Raw genomic sequence first — 16,251 nt, forward strand, 5'->3', positions numbered from 1 at the left:
CACCTGACAAAGAGAGACCGCTGTGTGACGCAGAGCGTCACGAACTGCATGCCAACGCGGAGCATTGGCACGATAAACAGTTGGATTTGCGCATAACGTTGAGCGCAGAGCGTGGGGACGATAATCAATACAGCCTGGAGACCTCGCGCTCAGCTCAACGAAACACCGGCACCACGTGCTTGATGAACAGCTCAAGCGACTTTTTCTTCTCGGCGTGCGGCAGGCTGTTGTCGCACCAGAAGCTGAACTCGTCGACACCTAACTCTTGATAATGACGAATGCGCGGAATGATCTCTTCAGGAGTACCGATCATGGTGTTCTTGCGGATATTCTCCAGCTCGAATTCCGGACGTTCCTTGAACTTCTCTTCCGGGCTGGGGGCCAGAAAACCGTTGACCGGCGTCTGTTTATTGCCGAACCATGCGTCGAAAGTGCGGTAGAACTTCGCGATGGCAGTGGCGCCCACTTTCCAGCCTTCGGGATCGTCTGCGGCATGCACATGCGTGTGGCGCAGTACCATCAATTGCGGGCGGGGCACGTCGGGATTGTTGGCCAGCGCGGCTGCGAACTTGTTCTTCAGGTCGACAACTTCTTCGTCACCCTTCATCAACGGGGTGACCATCACGTTACAGCCGTTCTGCACGGCGAAATTGTGCGAGTCAGGGTCGCGCGCAGCGATCCACATCGGCGGCGTGTTGATCGGCTTGGGCACGGAAGTCGAGGTCGGGAATTTCCAGATATCGCCGTCGTGGGCGTAGTCACCCTGCCACAGCGCACGTACCACCGGGACCATTTCACGCAACGCCTTGCCGCCTTCGGAGGCCGGCATGCCACCGGCCATGCGGTCGAACTCCACTTGATAGGCGCCGCGTGCCAGGCCGACTTCCATACGCCCGTTACTGATCACGTCCAGCAGCGCGCATTCACCCGCGACCCGCAATGGGTGCCAGAACGGCGCAATGATGGTGCCGGCGCCCAGATGAATATGTGTGGTCCTGGCCGCCAGATACGCCAGCAACGGCATCGGGCTTGGCGAGATGGTGTATTCCATCGCGTGGTGTTCGCCTATCCAGACTGTGCTGAAGCCGCCTTGCTCGGCCATCAGCGTCAGCTCGGTCAGGTCCTCGAACAGCTGGCGATGACTGACACTTTCATCCCAGCGCTCCATGTGCACGAACAACGAAAACTTCATGACACTTACCTCGCTTAAATCCTGGCGCCTGCACCGGCGTGATGAGTTATTGTTGTCTGATGGTATACCGTAATACTTTCGGTGCAAGTGTTTTTTGCGGTGCTGCTCCCTGCTGTAAAACCCAACGGCAGAAACGAAAAAAGCGCCTCATGGGAGGCGCTTTCGGATGTCGCATATTCAGCCGGAGCAGGATTGATCAGGTCAGAATCAACTGCAGGCCTCGGATTCGATGTAGTCGGCCGTGGAGTCGCGAATCACCGGTCCCATGCCACTCACGGCCTTTGCCTGTTCCATGATTTCCAGCGTGGAACCGGTGCCGACCAGGTTCACCGTGTGGTTGGCGCAGTTATAGACCCGCTTGAAGTAGATCACCCCGAGCATGCCTTCACGCCGGGTGATCACCACGCGTTCCTTTGCGCTGCCGCTTTTCTCTATCAGTGCGTGCTGGCCGGTTGGATCATGAGGTATGGATATGCTTTTGCCTTCGGCATGCGCCGAAAGGGCAGGGATCATCAGGGCCAGAAAACAGGCATGCAATTTCATCGGTGCTCCTGCAGATGAATGCGGTTTCATTGGATCCAAAATTTACTCCAGCCATGCGATTCTGGATAGCAGGGCCAGCTGCCTTTCGTCGGCTTGCTTTCAGCGAATCACGTCCTGCGCATGGTCAGGAAATCCGCAAAGCTGTTGCTCCGCCAACAGCAGTTCCACACCCTGGCTTGACACGGACAGTTGGCGCTGCAAGTCAGCTGTCGCAACGCTTTGATATGCCAGTGTTTTATTGAATGGCACGGTTGCTGCTCTGTGGATGTGCAGGCCCTTGTGCTTAATGCGCTCGGGAAGCTTGCAGCCAGAGGAGTACCGATATGAGCCAATCGTCCATAAAATTTGCGTACTGGGTACCCAACGTCAGCGGTGGGCTGGTAGTCAGCAAGATCGAACAGCGCACCAGCTGGACCATCGACTACAACCGCAAGCTGGCGCAGATCGCCGAGCAGTCCGGTTTCGACTACGCGCTGACGCAAATTCGCTTTACCGCCGGTTATGGCGCCGAATTCCAGCATGAATCCGTAGCCTTCAGCCATGCGCTACTCGCGGCCACCGAGAAGCTCAAGGTCATTGCCGCGATATTGCCCGGGCCATGGACCCCGTCGGTGGCCGCCAAGCAACTGGCGACCATCGATCAGCTCACCGCCGGGCGTGTGGCGGTCAATATTGTCAGCGGCTGGTTCAAGGGCGAGTTTCAGGCTATCGGAGAGCCCTGGCTGGAGCATGATGAACGTTATCGCCGCTCCGAGGAGTTCATCCGCGCCCTCAAGGGGATCTGGACCACCGACAACTTCACCTTCAAGGGGGATTTCTATCGCTTCCATGATTACACCCTCAAGCCCAAGCCGATCCAGCGTCCTCACCCGGAAATCTTTCAGGGCGGCAGCTCGCGGGCCGCACGTGATATGGCGGCGCGGGTGTCGGACTGGTATTTCACCAACGGCAATACCGTCGAAGGCATCAAGGCCCAGGTCGATGACATCCGAGCCAAGGCTGCCGCGAACGGGCATTCGGTGAAGATCGGTGTGAATGCTTTCATCATTGCCAGGGATACCGAAGAAGAGGCGCGTGCCGTGCTGGCCGAAATCGTCGACAAGGCAGATCCGGAAGCCGTCAACGCCTTTGGTGATGCCGCGAAGCAGGCGGGCAAGGCCAGTCCGGAAGGCGAGGGCAACTGGGCCAAATCCACCTTTCAGGATCTGGTGCAGTACAACGATGGCTTCAAGACCAACCTGATTGGCACACCGCGGCAGATTGCCGAGCGCATCGTCGAACTCAAGTCCGTTGGCGTAGACCTGGTGCTTTCAGCGTTCCTGCATTTCCAGGAAGAAGTCGCCTATTTCGGCCAGCACGTATTGCCTCTGGTACGCGAACTGGAAGCCGCTGCACAACGCAAGCCTGTCGCCGAGACGGCTTGACCCCCGCCAATAACGACAACCCGCCATGCCCTTGTAAGCCGGCCGCGCTTACAGCCCTCCATAAAATCAGGCGCCACTGTGATCCAGTGTGCGCCTGCTTTCGTATGTTCATCCCCGATCAACCCATAGACAGCTGTACGTGGCATTATGATGCCACTCACTGGCATGCTTTTATCGATGCCAGGCCTTCCAGGTATGGCCGAGCACTTGCCGACAATGGCAGTTAGTAGCGAAAGGATTGTCGATGGCCCCTGAGCAATCAGGTCCGGTTTTCAGAAAAACCAGATGCACTGGTTCTCACCTGTTGTGGAGGCAAGTTTTGAAACGCGACCTTCGGCTTGCGTCATGGCTGATCTTCGTAGTGTGCGCCTGCGTGGTGATGTTGATGGCCTGGCAAGCATGGACCGCACGCCGCAACACCCTGGAAAACATCCAGACCAGCACGATCAATCTGGCTGGAGCGCTAAGCACCTACACGGATGGTATTTTCAAGCAAAGCGAGCTGATGCTGATCGGCCTGACGGAGCGTGTCGAAAAGGACGGCGTCGGGCCTGAACAGATCGAGCGTCTCAGGTGGGTCATTGCGCGTGAAATGGGCGCGCTGCCGCAGATCGATACCGTGTCGCTGTACAACGCCGACGGGATTTGCATCTTCTCGAGCAATCCCAGGGTTATCGGCATCAACAGCGCGCAGCGCGAGTTCTTTCAGCACCACCTGAAGATGCCTGACAAAGCCCCTTACATCGGTCCGACGATTCGCAGCCGTGCCTCCGGCGAATGGGTCATATCGGTCAGCAGACGCATCAATAATCCCGACGCGAGTTTTGCCGGGCTGATGGTCGCCACCATCGGTGTCGACCACCTGTTGAAGTTCTATTCGGACATCAAGGTCGGGCAAACCGGCATTATCAGTCTGACGTCGACCGCCGGGCAGTTGCGGGTGCGCTATCCCCATCTGGAGCAGGAGATCGGTCGCGATCTGTCATCGACGCCCATTTTCAGGTCGGAACGCGGCCGAGTGTCAGGTACCGCCCAGTTCGTTTCCAGGATTGACGGTGTTGCGCGTTTTTATGCGTTCAAACGCAGTGATGTCTACCCGATCGTCACCGTGGTTGCGCTGGGTCAGAAAGAAGCCATGCTCGACTGGCTGGGCCAGACTAAGCAGTCCATTCTGGTCATGCTGGTGCTGCTCGGACTGGTGATCGGACTCGGCGTTCGTCTGATTGGGCACATTCACAGCCGCATACGCGCAGAAGACCAGTTGCTCGATTCACAGGCAGCCCTGATCCAGCTCAACCAGCACCTGGAGTTGATTGCCTCCGAAGACAAGCTGACCGGGCTGGCCAATCGCAGACGTTTCGATCAGTTTCTGGAAGTCGAATTCAAGCGCGCCAGACGCGAGCGCAGCCTGCTGTCGCTGATTTTGATCGATGCTGATCATTTCAAACGCTACAACGATCATTACGGCCACCTGGCCGGTGACGAATGCCTGATTGCGCTGGCCCGAGTGGTCGAGCAGTTCATTCGTCGTCCCAGCGACGTCGCCGCCCGTTATGGCGGTGAAGAGATCGCCGTGGTGTTGCCAGGTACTGACGAGTCGAACGCTCGCCAGGTGGCCGAGAACATCCTGCAGGCCATCCGTGACGAGCAGATCGAGCATCCCGCCAGCCCGTTTGGCATCGTGACGATCAGCCTCGGTGTCGCGACATTCGTCGGCACCGATCGCCAACTCGATCAGCGTGGCCTGATTGAGCTTGCCGACCGCGCGTTGTATGCCGCCAAGTCGCAGGGTCGCAACCGGGTGAATGTGGCGTCGGAAATCGCGACCGGCACATTACCGGCCTGGACCCGCGTCAAGTCCTCTATGGACGCGCAAGCCGACACGGAGCCAAGGTCGGGCCAGCGGGATTGATACCCGCTGGCCGCTTGCTGCCTATCGCTTCTCCGTCAGTTGCTGATCGTCGGTAATCTGTTGCGCATGCGGTTTGCGGCGCAGCACGGTCAACACCCAGAAAAAGAATATAGGCACCAGAACCACGCCCAGCAGCGTCGCGCTGAGCATGCCGCCGATGACGCCAGTGCCGATGGCGCGCTGGCTTGCAGCGCCTGCGCCGGTGGCCAGGGTCAGCGGCACCACGCCAAGGATGAAGGCCAGCGAAGTCATGACAATTGGCCGAAAGCGCAGCCGTGCAGCCTGAAGTGCCGCGTCGCGCAGGGAATGGCCCTGATCCCAGAGTTCCTTGGCGAACTCGACGATGAGAATCGCGTTTTTCGCGGCCAGCCCGATGATGGTGATCAGGCCGACTTTGAAATACACATCATTGGGCATGCCGACGGCCGTCACGGCCAGCACGGAGCCCAGCGCGCCGACGGGAACGATCAGCATCACCACCAGCGGGATTGCCCAGCTCTCATACAACGCGACCAGCAGCAGGAACACCACCAGCAGCGCCAGGCCGAACAGTCCGACCGCCTGGCCGCTGGCGACTCTTTCCTGATAGGAGAGGCCGGTCCATTCGTAACCGATGCCTTGCGGCAGCCCGGAAACGATCCGTTCGATTTCCGCCATGGCCTCACCGGTACTGACGCCCGGTGCTGCATCACCGGAAATCCTGAATGCGGGGTAGCCGTTGTAGCGGGCGATCTGCACCGGGCCTTGTTCCCAGTGCGTCGAAACGAAGGCGCCCAGCGGCACCAGCGTGCCGCTGCTATTGGGTACGTAGAGCTTGAGCACGCTTTCCGGGGTCATTCGCGAACTTTGTTCGGCCTGCACGACCACGCGCTGTTGACGTCCGGCATTGGCGAAGTCGCTGATTACCGAGGAACCGAAGGCGGTGGACAGCGCATTGCTGATCGATTCGAAACTCACGCCTAGCGCCCGGGCCTTTTCGCGGTCGATGTTCAGGCGCAATTGCGGCGCTTCGGCCAGACCTTCCATCATCGCGTAGAGAATCTTCGGGTTGCCGTTGGCCTCGCCGAGCAGCTTGTCGCGTGCCGTCAGCAGGGCTTCGCGGCCCAGGCCTGCACGGTCCTGCAGGCGCAGCGAGAAGCCGCCCGAGGTGCCCAGGCCGTCGATAGGCGGTGGCGTCACCGCCATCACCGTGCCGTCGCCGAGCCCTGCAAAATGCCGGTTGAATGCCGCCGCTTCCTCAGCCGCTGACTGGCCCTTGCCGCGCTCCGACCAGTCCTTCAGGGTCGGGAACGCAAGACCGGCGTTTTCACCCATGCCCGAGAAGCTGAACCCCAGCAGCATGGTCACCGCCCCCGTGGCTTCGCGGGACAGCATGTAGTTCTCGAGCAATTGCGCGGTGAGGTCGGTACGCGACCGGGTGGCGCCGGGAGGCAGTTGCACGTCGATGATCAGATAGCCCTGATCTTCAACGGGCACAAAGGACTCAGGCAGGCGCAGGTAGAAAAAGCCCAGCAGACCGACGATACCGAGGTACAGCAGCATGTAGCGGCCGGCGCGCTTGATCATGCTCGAGCTGACGCGCTCGTAACGGTCGGTGAACGTGCCGAACAGACGATTGAAACCACCGAAGAAACCACGCTTTTCATGGTGCCCGGCCGGGATCGGCTTGAGCAGCGTGGCACACAGCGCCGGGGTGAACGTCAGGGCCAGGAAACCTGAAAACAGAATCGACACGGCCAGCGACAGCGAGAACTGCTGGTAGATGACCCCGACCGAGCCGCCCATGAACGCCAATGGCAGAAACACAGCGGCCAGGACCAGCGTGATGCCGAAAATCGCTCCGGAAACCTGCTGCATCGCCTTGACCGTTGCGGCGGCGGGAGAGAGGCCTTCTTCAGCCATGATCCGCTCGACGTTTTCCACGACCACAATGGCGTCGTCGACCAGAATACCGATGGCCAGCACCATGCCGAACATGGTCATCATGTTCACCGAGAAGCCCATCAGGTACATGATCGCCAGCGTTCCCGCCAGACACACCGGGACCACGATGGTCGGTATCAGCGTGTAACGGATGTTCTGCAGAAACAGGAACATCACCAGAAACACCAGGATCATGGCTTCGATGAGGGTGTAGATCACCTTGTCGATGGCTACGTCGACGAAGCGCGAGGTGTCGTACGGTATCGAAAACCCGACGCCTTCCGGGAAATTGACCGACAGCTCGGTGAGCCGCTGCTCGACGGCTCTGGCCGTCTGGATCGCGTTGGCGCCCGGCGACAGCTGTACGGCACCGGCGACGGCACGTTGCCCGTTCAGGCGTGATTCGAAGCTGTAATCCTGGCTGCCGACCGCTACACGCGCCACATCGGACAGGTGCACCGCAGAGCCGTCTTCGTTGGCACGCAGAACGATGCGCCCGAACTCTTCCGGGTTGTCCAAAGTGCCCTTTACCGCCAGGGTGGCCGTCAATTCCTGCAGTGACGAGGCCGGGCTGCTGCCGAAGCTGCCTGCCGGAACCTGCACGTTCTGCGCCCGAATCGCAGCATTCACGTCATCGATGGACAACCCCAAGCCCACCAGCTTCTGCGGATCGATCCATACCCGCATCGCGGCTTCGGCAGCGAAGAATTGCAGCCTGCCGACACCGTTCACCCGGCTGATTTCGTTATTGACGTTGCGTGCCGCGTATTCGGCCAGCGCGACGGTATCCTTGTTGGCCGCGCCGTCCTTGTAGTTCAGGGTGTAGATCAATAGAAAACCGGAGCTGGCCTGTTCGACCTGCAGGCCCTGGCTGAGGACCGTCTGCGGCAAGCGAGCTTCGGCTTTCTTGATACGGTTCTGGACTTCGACCTGAGCCAGGTCCGGGTTGGTGCCCGGCACGAACGTGACGTTGATTTCCGCGCTGCCAGTCGAGTTGCTGGTCGACTCGTAATACAGCATCCCTTTGGCGCCGTTCAGTTCGTCCTCGATAACGCTGGTCACCGAATCGACCAGCACCTTCGCGGATGCGCCGGGGTAGGTGGCGGTGATGGTGATCTGCGGTGGCGCCACGTCCGGGTACTGCGCCACAGGCAGGGACGGCAGAGCCATCAACCCGGCGAGCAGGATGAACAGGGCAAGTACCCAGGCGAAGTTGGGGCGCTTGATAAAGAAGAGAGACATTGACAGTGATCCTCGGTCGCGCTGAAGGCGGCTTTATTGCGCCTTGGCCTGCGGTTGGGCGGATGGCGATTTGCGCGCGACCTTGTCGCCGGCGCTGAGCCCGGTCATATTGCCGACAATGACCTGTTCGTCTGCCTTCAGGCCTTCGGTGATCTGCCAGCGCGAATCCTGCATCGCCCCGGTTTTGACCGGACGCGCTTCGACCGTGCCGTCCTGGGTAATCACCAGCACGCGCGCTGCACCGTCGCCGGAGCGCTGAACGGCGCGCTGCGGGACAAGAATGGCGTTGCTGTCGACGCGCTGCGGTGTGCGCACCCGCACATACATACCGGGCAGCAGCACGCCCTTGGGATTGGCAAAGCGGGCGCGCAACGACACTTGGCCGGTGGTCCGGTCTACTGCGACATCGGTAAACAGCAGGGTGCCGGTGCTCGTGTAATCGGTGCCGTCGACACTCAGTGATAACGCGTCTTCGCCGCCCTTGGGCAAGCGGCCTTCCTGTATCGCGGCGCGCATCTGCAAGGCCTCGGCAGCCGGCTGGGTAAAGTCGGCGTAGACCGGGTCGAGTTGTTGAATGGTTGCCAGCAGCGTGGTTTCGCCCTGACCGACCAGCGCGCCCTCGGTCACCATCGCGCGGCCGATGCGGCCTGAAATCGGCGCCTTGACGGTGGCATAGCCCAGGTTCAGCCTGGCCGTTTCGACATCAGCCTGAGCCGACTTTTTAGCGGCGATTGCGTTTTGCAGTGCAGAGCGGGCGGTGTCGAAAGTCTGGCGGCTGACCGCTTCAATTTCCACCAGCGACTCGTAACGTTTGACCGTGGCCTGAGTCTCGAACAGCGTGGCTTCAGTGCGGGCCAGATCTCCCTGCGCCTTGGACAGCGCAGCCTTGAACGGCGCCGGATCGATCTGGAACAGCACTGCGCCGGCTTTCACATCGGCGCCTTCCTCGAAGTTGCGGCTCAGCACGATGCCGGCCACCCGCGCGCGAACCTGCGCCACACGCACTGGTTCGATACGGCCGGGCAGTTCGTCAACGACCGTGAACGATTCGGCGTTGACCGTAATGGCTTCCACCTCTTTGGGCGCTTTCGATGCCGCGTGATCCTGCTGCTGTTTCTGCTCGCACCCGGCCAGACCCAACGCTGCCAGCAGGGCTACTGCAGGCATCACACGCCAATCGCTGAAACTACTCATCGTTCACCCGGCCGCAGCCCATCAGATGCTAAAGCCGCGAATGATCCACTCTGAAAGACGGTGAGTCAATATTGACTCACATGAGCCTTTAGTGACTAATTGTGTATGTGCTTTGAGAACCCGGTAAGGTTTCTGCACAATGCGCCGCCTGCCACTTATACGAGTTGAATACGTACCCAATGGAATTACCTGCTGCTGACGACAAATTTCTGAAGGCCCTGGCCGTTGCGCTGGTCGACCACTCCAACGGTACGCTCAAGGATATTGCTCAGGCGGCCGGCGTCAGCAAGGCGACGCTCAACCGCTTTTGCGGCACTCGCGCCAACCTCGTGGAATTGCTGCTCAATCATGCCTCGGACCTGATGAATCAGATGGTCGCCGACGCGGATCTGCAGACTGCTCCGCCGCTGGAAGCGCTTCAGCGGCTGGTCGACAACCACCTCATGCACCGCGAAATGCTGGTCTTTCTGGTGTTTCAGTGGCGTCCGGATTCGCTCGACGAAAGCAGCGGAGGGCGCCGCTGGTTGCCTTACTCCGACGCCCTTGATGCATTTTTCCTGCGTGGTCAGCGTGAAGGCCTGTTCCGGATCGACGTCGGTGCCGCCGTCCTGACCGAAATGTTCGCTGCGCTGCTCTCCGGGATGGTCGACGCCGAACGCCGTGGCCGTGTGGCACGCGCCGGTATGGGCGCGTTGGTGACCCAGTTCTTCCTGCACGGAGCGGCGGCACGATAGGCAGTTCTGTGCAGACGTCAGAAATCGTAGGCAATCTTGCTGTACCAGAAGCCACCGCCCGGATAGAACGGCGAGTTGCCGTACAGGTTGAGTCCGACGGCGGAGGGGATCGCGTTTTTGTCCGGGCGCACATCGAAGATATTGGTGCCGCCAACACTGAGGGTGATGTTGTCGTAGAGGGTGTAGGACACCTCCAGGTCAGTGATCCACTTGGCACCGAAACTGCGGTCGCCGCTTTCCAGTTGCTGGAGCGTCTTGACCTTGCCATAACGAGTGGTTTGCAGGTTCACGCCCAAATCCCCCAGCGTCCATTTGCCGCCCAGCACCCATTTGGTTTTCGGTTGCGCATCGGTCAGATCGCCTTCGCGGGCCCGGCCGACCCAGGTCAGGCTGCCACCGGGGTTACTGCCCAGCCCCTGCAGGGCTGCCGGTGCATCCTTGACGTCGATGATGACGGTCTTGTTGTAATTGAACCCGGCGCTCCAGCGCACATCACCCCATGCGCCGTACTGACTGGAGTGGTCGATAACGATATCCAGGCCGCGCGTGCGCGTGTCGAAGGCATTGGCGTAATACGAGGTCCAGGTGCTGGTGTCCACGCCCTGTGCGGCAAGAATCGGTGCAAGCGCCGGCCCGTACAGGCTTTCGGTTCGGGCGATGCGATCGGCAATCTCGATCCAGTAGGCGTCCGCTGTCAGGCTGGTGCGAGGTGCCGGTTGCCAGGTCACGCCAAACCCCAGGTTGCGCGATTTTTCCGGGTCCAGGCTGGTTGCGCCAAGCGCCTGGGCCAGCGCCGAGTTGACCGGCGCAATGCGCGTCACGGCGGGAACAATGGTGCCGTCTGGCGCAGCACCGACCCTGTTGTCGGAGATGCTGTAGCCGATCTGGGTCAGTGAAGGTGCACGAAAGCCGGTGCCGACGGTGCCGCGCACGGCGAAGGTGTCAGTGAATTCGTAGCGCGAGTTGAGCTTGGCGCTGACCGTGTTGCCCGAGTCATCATCGAAGTGCTCGGCGCGCAGGGCCAGATCGACGAACAGCGGTTCTATCGGGGTGATACCGAAATCGACGTAGGCTGCGTAGTTGTTGCGTTGCAGGCTGGTCGTATCCTGCGGCGAGATGACCGCTGCGGCCTGGGCGGCAATCGACGCCAGTTGCCCGGCCAGCGGGTTGGCCTGACCGTTGGGCAGGGTGGCCGGAAAACGATAGCCGCCGACCTGATAGGCCTGCGCGTCACCGGAAAAAGTCTGGAAACGCTCCCAGCGATGTTCAAGGCCTGCAGAAACTTGCAGCGGTACGCCAAACAGTCCGTCGAATGCGCGGGTTATGTCGATATTGTTGACCCACTGTTCGAATCGATAGGTCGCCAGATCATCGAATGAAGTCGGGGAGGCCGGGCCCAGCGACGGGTTGATGGTCCTATCGCTGTACTGATGATTGTTATTGCGCCCGTACGTGGTGCTCAGGTCCCAGTTCCAGCCCAGTGCTTGACCCTTGCCGCCAATCAGATACTGGTAGTCGGTGTCGTCCAGATTGTTCAACGGGTAATAGCCATCGGCAAACAACTCGGGAATGTTGGCGTTGCCGTTGGGGTAGCGGAAGTAGTTGTTGATGATGGCGTCACGCTGCCCATAGGTGCCGTAGGAGTACAGTGTGGTCTGATCATCCAGCGGCAGTTCGGCGTTGTAGGCCAGGTTGAACGCCTTGATCTGCGGATCCCCGTTCTTGACCCCGACCCGGTCCCAGCTCGCCTCCCGAGGATCGCCGGGAAAATAGGCGTTATTGGTGGCTTTCTCGTTCCAGCTGGCATCGCCACGTTTGCGGGCGTCCGCCGAGAGGTGCAGAAAGCCGCCGTCACCCAGTTCGAAGCCGGTGTCCCCTTCGAATTTGGTCACTTCGCCTTCGCCGCTGTACAGCTTGCCGTAAGTCACCCCCAGATGACCGCCCTCGGCGCCGGACTTCAGAATCACATTGATCACCCCGGCAATCGCGTCCGAGCCGTATTGCGCGGCGGCGCTGTCCTTGAGGACCTCGATACGCTCCACCGCACTGATGGGGATCATGTCGATGTCCACCGAGTTTGCGCCGCTGCTGTCGGTGGAGCCGTTGGCAGGCAGAGCGCTGTTGTGACGGCGTTTGCCGTTGACCAGCACCAGCGTGTAGGCCGGTGCCAGACTGCGGTTGGACAGGGGGCGGATGGTCGAGTTATAGCCTGCGACGTTGGTGCCGTAGTTGAAAGATGGCAGCAGTTTGGCGATGGCTTCGGTCAGGTCGGCGCGACCGGTTTTCAGTAACTGATCGCTGGTCACGATATCAATCGGGGCCGGGCTTTCAGTCACCGTGCGCTGAGCGCCGCGAATGCCGGTGGAAATTACCGTAACCTTTTCCAGACGTGCCTCCTCGTCGGTCGCTTCATCGGCAGCCTGAGCCGGATTCATCAGACCGAGGCCGACAAGTGCAATGCTTTTGATCAACGGGTTGTACAGGGCAAGACGAGGGGCGTTAGCGAATAAGGCCATAGCGAAGTGATCCTTGGATGCTGAAAAATCCTGGGCACCTCCACACGGCAAGGGTCGGTTTGCTGGCGAATATAGAGTTATGAAACGGGCCTGTGAAAGGCCTTTTGGCTATATGCTAATTATTAATTTATGGAATTATATTTTAAATGTTGATGCGTTATTTGCATTTAATGCTTTGCGTGTCGACCGCTGCAAGGGAGGCTGTTGGAAAGGTTGCAACGCCTGTGCTGTTTTGTCGCACGACGTATGGCAGCCCATGAGCGCGACGTTTGCGCGTCTGCTCATGGCTTGATACAGGATTGGCGGTATTCCCCATTGTCCTTGAGTGGTAAATTCGCCGCCTTTGAATTTGTCTGAACCCACGCGCCTTATCCTCAGGGGACGCAAGACATGACGCAACATCTGACACGCCGCGAGGTGGTCACTGGCCTCTCATTGCTGAGCCTTGGCCTGTTGACCGGCTGCGGCAGCTCCAATGCGTTGCCGTTCAAGCATGGCAAGGACATGAGCAACGAGATTGTCGGCCGCAACTTCCGGCTCAAGGATTCGCAAGGCAACGTCAAGACCTTGTCCAGCTTTCGCGGCCTGATGCCGATGATCTTCTTCGGTTTCACCCAGTGCCCGGCCATCTGCCCCACGGCGCTGGCGCGGGCTGCTCAAATAAGGAAGCTGATGGGCGAGGAGGGCAAGACGCTGCAGGTGGTGTTCATTACCCTGGACCCGGAGCGCGACACGCCCGAAGTGATCGACGCCTATGTGAAGGCCTTCGATCCGACGTTCGTCGCACTGTCCGGCACGCTTGAAGAAACGGCGGCAACGGCGAAGGAGTTCGGCGTATTCTTCGAGAAGGTCCCACTGGGTGACACCTACACGATCTCGCACACCGCGACCAGTTACGTCTACGATACCCGCGGTGTATTGCGCCTGGGGTTGTCGCACCGGCTTTCCGCTCAACAATGCACTGAAGATCTGCTCACTTTGATGGAAGTATGCTGATGACCGTTTTGATTCGTAACATCGCAAAGCCGCTGTTGCTGAGCCTTTCGCTGTTGGGCCTGAGCGCTCAGGCCCTGGCCGAAACACACGTCGATGATGCCTGGGTTCGCGCCACCGTGCCGGGCCAGTCCGCCACGGGTGCGTTCATGCGTATCACCTCGGACACGGACAGCAAGCTGGTCGACGTTGCTTCACCTGTTGCGAAAACCGTGCAGATCCATGAGATGAGCATGAAAGGCGACGTGATGAGCATGCAGCGCGTCAACTCGGTCGACCTGCCGGCCGGCAAACCGGTGATGCTCGATTCCGACGGCTACCACGTGATGTTCATGGGCCTGGCTGCTCAGGTCAAAGAAGGCGATCAGGTGCCTCTGACCCTGACCGTGGAAGATGCCAAGGGCGCAAAGCAATCGATCCAGGTCACTGCAGTCGCCAAGTCACTGACCAGCGACGAGCACAGCAGCCACGGCGATCACAGCGGCCATTGAGGCTTGCAGCATCGGACGCTGGGCACTCATCGTTATAAACCGGCCTTGTGGGAGCGAGCTTGCTCGCGAAGAGGCCGGCACAGCCCCCCAGCAAACAGGGTGCTCGATGCATCGGCAAGAGAGTGATCTACATGACGCCTATCGTTCCTCACGCTCCAGCGTGGGAATGCCTTTCGTGACGCTCCGCGTCACAACTCTGTGCCTCACTGCACGTTCAAAAGCGAACGCGGAACGTCCGCCTCCTATATGCATTTAGGATCTAACCGGCGAACCAAATATTCTTTTCGGGAACAAGCTTTTTTCGGCGATGATTGCCTCGCCATATCGGCCTGAGGAAGGTGACTGATACCAACAGAACCTGGATTTTTATCATGAAAATGCAGGAGTGTATCAATGGGCAATGTCCAGACCGCAGCCAGTGCACATGACGTGCCTTGGCGCCAGACGCCGAGTGGCGACCTGGTCGATCTGGGGCGTCCTTTCCGTGCGCCACTGGCGTTATCTCGGCTGCAAAGCACCCCCAAGCCCATTCTCGGGCGGCGCGAAGCCATTTTGCTCGGTGCGCTGGCGCTGGTATTTCATGGCGCAGTCATCTACTGGCTGAGCCAGAACCCGACGCCGACACTGCCAGTGGTGCCACCTGAAATTCCGCCGATGACCATCGAGTTTTCCCAGCCTGCGCCACCCGTTGTGGAAACACCGCCGCCACCGCCCGAGCCTGTCGTGCAGCCGGTGGTCGAACCGCCGCCTCCGGTCGAGGACGAACTGGCCGTCAAGCCACCACCGCCAAAACCGATTCCCAAGCCCAAGCCACAACCGTCCAAACCGGTGGTCAAGCCGGTCGTGAAACCAGTAGCCAAGCCGGTTGAGCAGCCACCCGCGCCTCCGGTGCCTGCAGCTCCTGTCGCTGCGCCTGCGCCACCCGCTCCGCCGGCACCAAAGCCGGTAACCGCGGCCTCGGCCAGCGCGGGCTACCTGCGCAACCCGGCCCCGGAATACCCATCGCTGGCCATGCGTCGCGGTTGGGAAGGCACTGTGCTGTTGCGCGTACATGTATTGGCCAGCGGCAAGCCCGGCGAGATTCAGATACAGAAGAGCAGTGGTCGCGACCAGCTTGACGATGCCGCGCTGGCGGCGGTGAAACGCTGGAGTTTCGTTCCGGCCAGGCAGGGCGATGTAGCCCAGGATGGCTGGGTCAGCGTGCCCATTGATTTCAGGATCAAATAAGGATTCAAGATCAAATAACGTTTCAAGACCAAACCCGGCTATTCGATTGACCTGGCGAGCTACCTGAACCAAAGGCGCATCGCGACACACTCCATGCCTTGTTCAGACTTTGTTCAGAGAGAGCTGCGCCATGAACCTGATTGCTTCGCCTTTTGAATCCATCGAACACGCGGTCATCTGGCTGCTGGTCATTTTTTCCGTCGCTACCTGGGGCCTGGCCCTGCTCAAGGGCGTGCAGTTTTCGCGCCTTAAGTCTCAGGATCGCAAGTTCCACAAACAGTTCTGGGCCGCATCGAGCCTGGATTCCGCCGCTCAACTGGCCCAGGAGCAACCGGGCGCTGCCGCTCGGGTCGCCCTGGCCGGTTACGCCGCCATTCAGGTGCCGGATGGCGCGCAGGCCAATGACCTCAGTCAGTCCATCAACCATCAGGACCGCCTTGAGCGCGCCTTGCGTCAGCAGATCGTCCGCGAGCGGCGCTCGCTGGAAACCGGTCTGGCCATCCTCGCCAGCATCGGCAGCACTTCGCCTTTCATCGGTTTGTTCGGTACGGTCTGGGGCATCATGTCAGCCCTCAAGGGCATCAGTGCGGCCGGTTCGGCAAGCCTGGAAACGGTAGCCGGGCCGATCGGCGCGGCGCTGGTGGCAACCGGCGTCGGCATTGCCGTCGCAGTGCCTGCAGTGCTGGTCTACAACTACTTTCTGCGACGCCTGAAACTGACCGCTGCCGATCTGGATGACTTCGCCCATGACTTCTACAGCCTGGCGCAGAAGAGCGCCTTCCGTGTGCTGCTGCATCCGGTATTGAAGTCGGGCACTGCGGGCGCGCACGTCGGGCAGAACGTGAAGGAGGCCTCCTGAG

The 16,251-nt window shown here is 60.0% G+C and carries 12 protein-coding genes; 7 read left to right on the plus strand and 5 right to left on the minus strand.

Annotated elements, in window-relative coordinates:
- Window positions 1–154 precede the first annotated feature (154 nt).
- Window positions 155–1,192 carry an LLM class flavin-dependent oxidoreductase gene (locus AO388_RS14505; RefSeq protein WP_044308356.1) on the minus strand — a complete coding sequence of 346 codons (1,038 nt, stop codon included), beginning with the start codon at window positions 1,190–1,192 and terminating at the stop codon, window positions 155–157.
- Window positions 1,193–1,399: 207 nt separating this feature from the next.
- Window positions 1,400–1,735 (minus strand): hypothetical protein, encoded by a 336-nt coding sequence (locus tag AO388_RS14510; protein WP_003367230.1) that lies wholly within the window; start codon window positions 1,733–1,735, stop codon window positions 1,400–1,402.
- Window positions 1,736–2,058: 323 nt separating this feature from the next.
- Between AO388_RS14510 and sfnG the strand changes: the two genes are divergently transcribed.
- Together sfnG and AO388_RS14520 are read left to right on the plus strand one after the other, a co-directional pair.
- On the plus strand, window positions 2,059–3,159 hold the full coding sequence (gene sfnG / locus AO388_RS14515; protein ID WP_058416646.1) for a dimethylsulfone monooxygenase SfnG: 1,101 nt from the start codon (window positions 2,059–2,061) through the stop codon (window positions 3,157–3,159).
- Window positions 3,160–3,478: 319 nt separating this feature from the next.
- Window positions 3,479–5,071 carry a sensor domain-containing diguanylate cyclase gene (locus tag AO388_RS14520; protein WP_054081814.1) on the plus strand — a complete coding sequence of 531 codons (1,593 nt, stop codon included), beginning with the start codon at window positions 3,479–3,481 and terminating at the stop codon, window positions 5,069–5,071.
- A gap of 21 nt (window positions 5,072–5,092) precedes the next feature.
- Here the strand turns inward: AO388_RS14520 and AO388_RS14525 are convergent, their stop codons facing one another.
- Entirely contained in the window at window positions 5,093–8,236 is a 3,144-nt protein-coding gene (locus AO388_RS14525) for an efflux RND transporter permease subunit (RefSeq protein ID WP_058416647.1), read from the minus strand.
- 33 nt (window positions 8,237–8,269) lie between these two features.
- The gene (locus AO388_RS14530) at window positions 8,270–9,430 is read right to left on the minus strand and encodes an efflux RND transporter periplasmic adaptor subunit (protein WP_003367240.1); all 1,161 of its coding nucleotides are present in this window, start codon (window positions 9,428–9,430) and stop codon (window positions 8,270–8,272) included.
- 179 nt (window positions 9,431–9,609) lie between these two features.
- Between AO388_RS14530 and AO388_RS14535 the strand changes: the two genes are divergently transcribed.
- Entirely contained in the window at window positions 9,610–10,164 is a 555-nt protein-coding gene (locus AO388_RS14535; RefSeq protein ID WP_003367243.1) for a TetR/AcrR family transcriptional regulator, read from the plus strand.
- A 17-nt stretch (window positions 10,165–10,181) separates the two neighbouring features.
- Here AO388_RS14535 and AO388_RS14540 read toward each other — a convergent pair whose 3' ends face one another.
- Entirely contained in the window at window positions 10,182–12,680 is a 2,499-nt protein-coding gene (locus AO388_RS14540) for a TonB-dependent receptor plug domain-containing protein (protein ID WP_058416648.1), read from the minus strand.
- A gap of 390 nt (window positions 12,681–13,070) precedes the next feature.
- Between AO388_RS14540 and AO388_RS14545 the strand changes: the two genes are divergently transcribed.
- The 4 genes from AO388_RS14545 (at window position 13,071) to AO388_RS14560 (ending at window position 16,250) form a co-directional block, all read left to right on the plus strand.
- A complete protein-coding gene (locus AO388_RS14545) occupies window positions 13,071–13,676 on the plus strand; it encodes an SCO family protein (RefSeq protein ID WP_003367246.1) in 606 nt (201 codons plus the stop codon).
- Window positions 13,670–14,164, plus strand: coding sequence for a copper chaperone PCu(A)C (locus AO388_RS14550; RefSeq protein WP_003367247.1), 495 nt, complete (start codon window positions 13,670–13,672; stop codon window positions 14,162–14,164). The genes AO388_RS14545 and AO388_RS14550 overlap by 7 nt, the downstream gene beginning before the upstream one ends.
- A 393-nt stretch (window positions 14,165–14,557) precedes the next feature.
- Entirely contained in the window at window positions 14,558–15,391 is an 834-nt protein-coding gene (locus AO388_RS14555; protein WP_058397305.1) for an energy transducer TonB, read from the plus strand.
- 130 nt (window positions 15,392–15,521) lie between these two features.
- Complete coding sequence (locus AO388_RS14560) at window positions 15,522–16,250, plus strand: MotA/TolQ/ExbB proton channel family protein (protein WP_054081809.1); 729 nt, start codon at window positions 15,522–15,524, stop codon at window positions 16,248–16,250.
- The last annotated feature ends 1 nt before the right edge of the window (window position 16,251 follow it).

Origin of the sequence: Pseudomonas sp. ICMP 10191 (assembly GCF_001467335.1) — a bacterium.
In the GTDB taxonomy this organism is placed as follows: Bacteria; Pseudomonadota; Gammaproteobacteria; order Pseudomonadales; family Pseudomonadaceae; genus Aquipseudomonas; species Aquipseudomonas cerasi.

Excerpts from the sequence above, each read along its gene's own strand:
- AO388_RS14505 (WP_044308356.1), bottom strand. The coding sequence starts at position 1,192 with ATGAAGTTTTCGTTGTTCGTGCACATGGAGCGCTGGGATGAAAGTGTC.
- AO388_RS14510 (WP_003367230.1), bottom strand. The coding sequence starts at position 1,735 with ATGAAATTGCATGCCTGTTTTCTGGCCCTGATGATCCCTGCCCTTTCG.
- sfnG (WP_058416646.1), top strand. The coding sequence starts at position 2,059 with ATGAGCCAATCGTCCATAAAATTTGCGTACTGGGTACCCAACGTCAGC.
- AO388_RS14525 (WP_058416647.1), bottom strand. The coding sequence starts at position 8,236 with ATGTCTCTCTTCTTTATCAAGCGCCCCAACTTCGCCTGGGTACTTGCC.
- AO388_RS14530 (WP_003367240.1), bottom strand. The coding sequence starts at position 9,430 with ATGAGTAGTTTCAGCGATTGGCGTGTGATGCCTGCAGTAGCCCTGCTG.
- AO388_RS14535 (WP_003367243.1), top strand. The coding sequence starts at position 9,610 with ATGGAATTACCTGCTGCTGACGACAAATTTCTGAAGGCCCTGGCCGTT.
- AO388_RS14540 (WP_058416648.1), bottom strand. The coding sequence starts at position 12,680 with ATGGCCTTATTCGCTAACGCCCCTCGTCTTGCCCTGTACAACCCGTTG.
- AO388_RS14545 (WP_003367246.1), top strand. The coding sequence starts at position 13,071 with ATGACGCAACATCTGACACGCCGCGAGGTGGTCACTGGCCTCTCATTG.
- AO388_RS14550 (WP_003367247.1), top strand. The coding sequence starts at position 13,670 with ATGCTGATGACCGTTTTGATTCGTAACATCGCAAAGCCGCTGTTGCTG.
- AO388_RS14555 (WP_058397305.1), top strand. The coding sequence starts at position 14,558 with ATGGGCAATGTCCAGACCGCAGCCAGTGCACATGACGTGCCTTGGCGC.
- AO388_RS14560 (WP_054081809.1), top strand. The coding sequence starts at position 15,522 with ATGAACCTGATTGCTTCGCCTTTTGAATCCATCGAACACGCGGTCATC.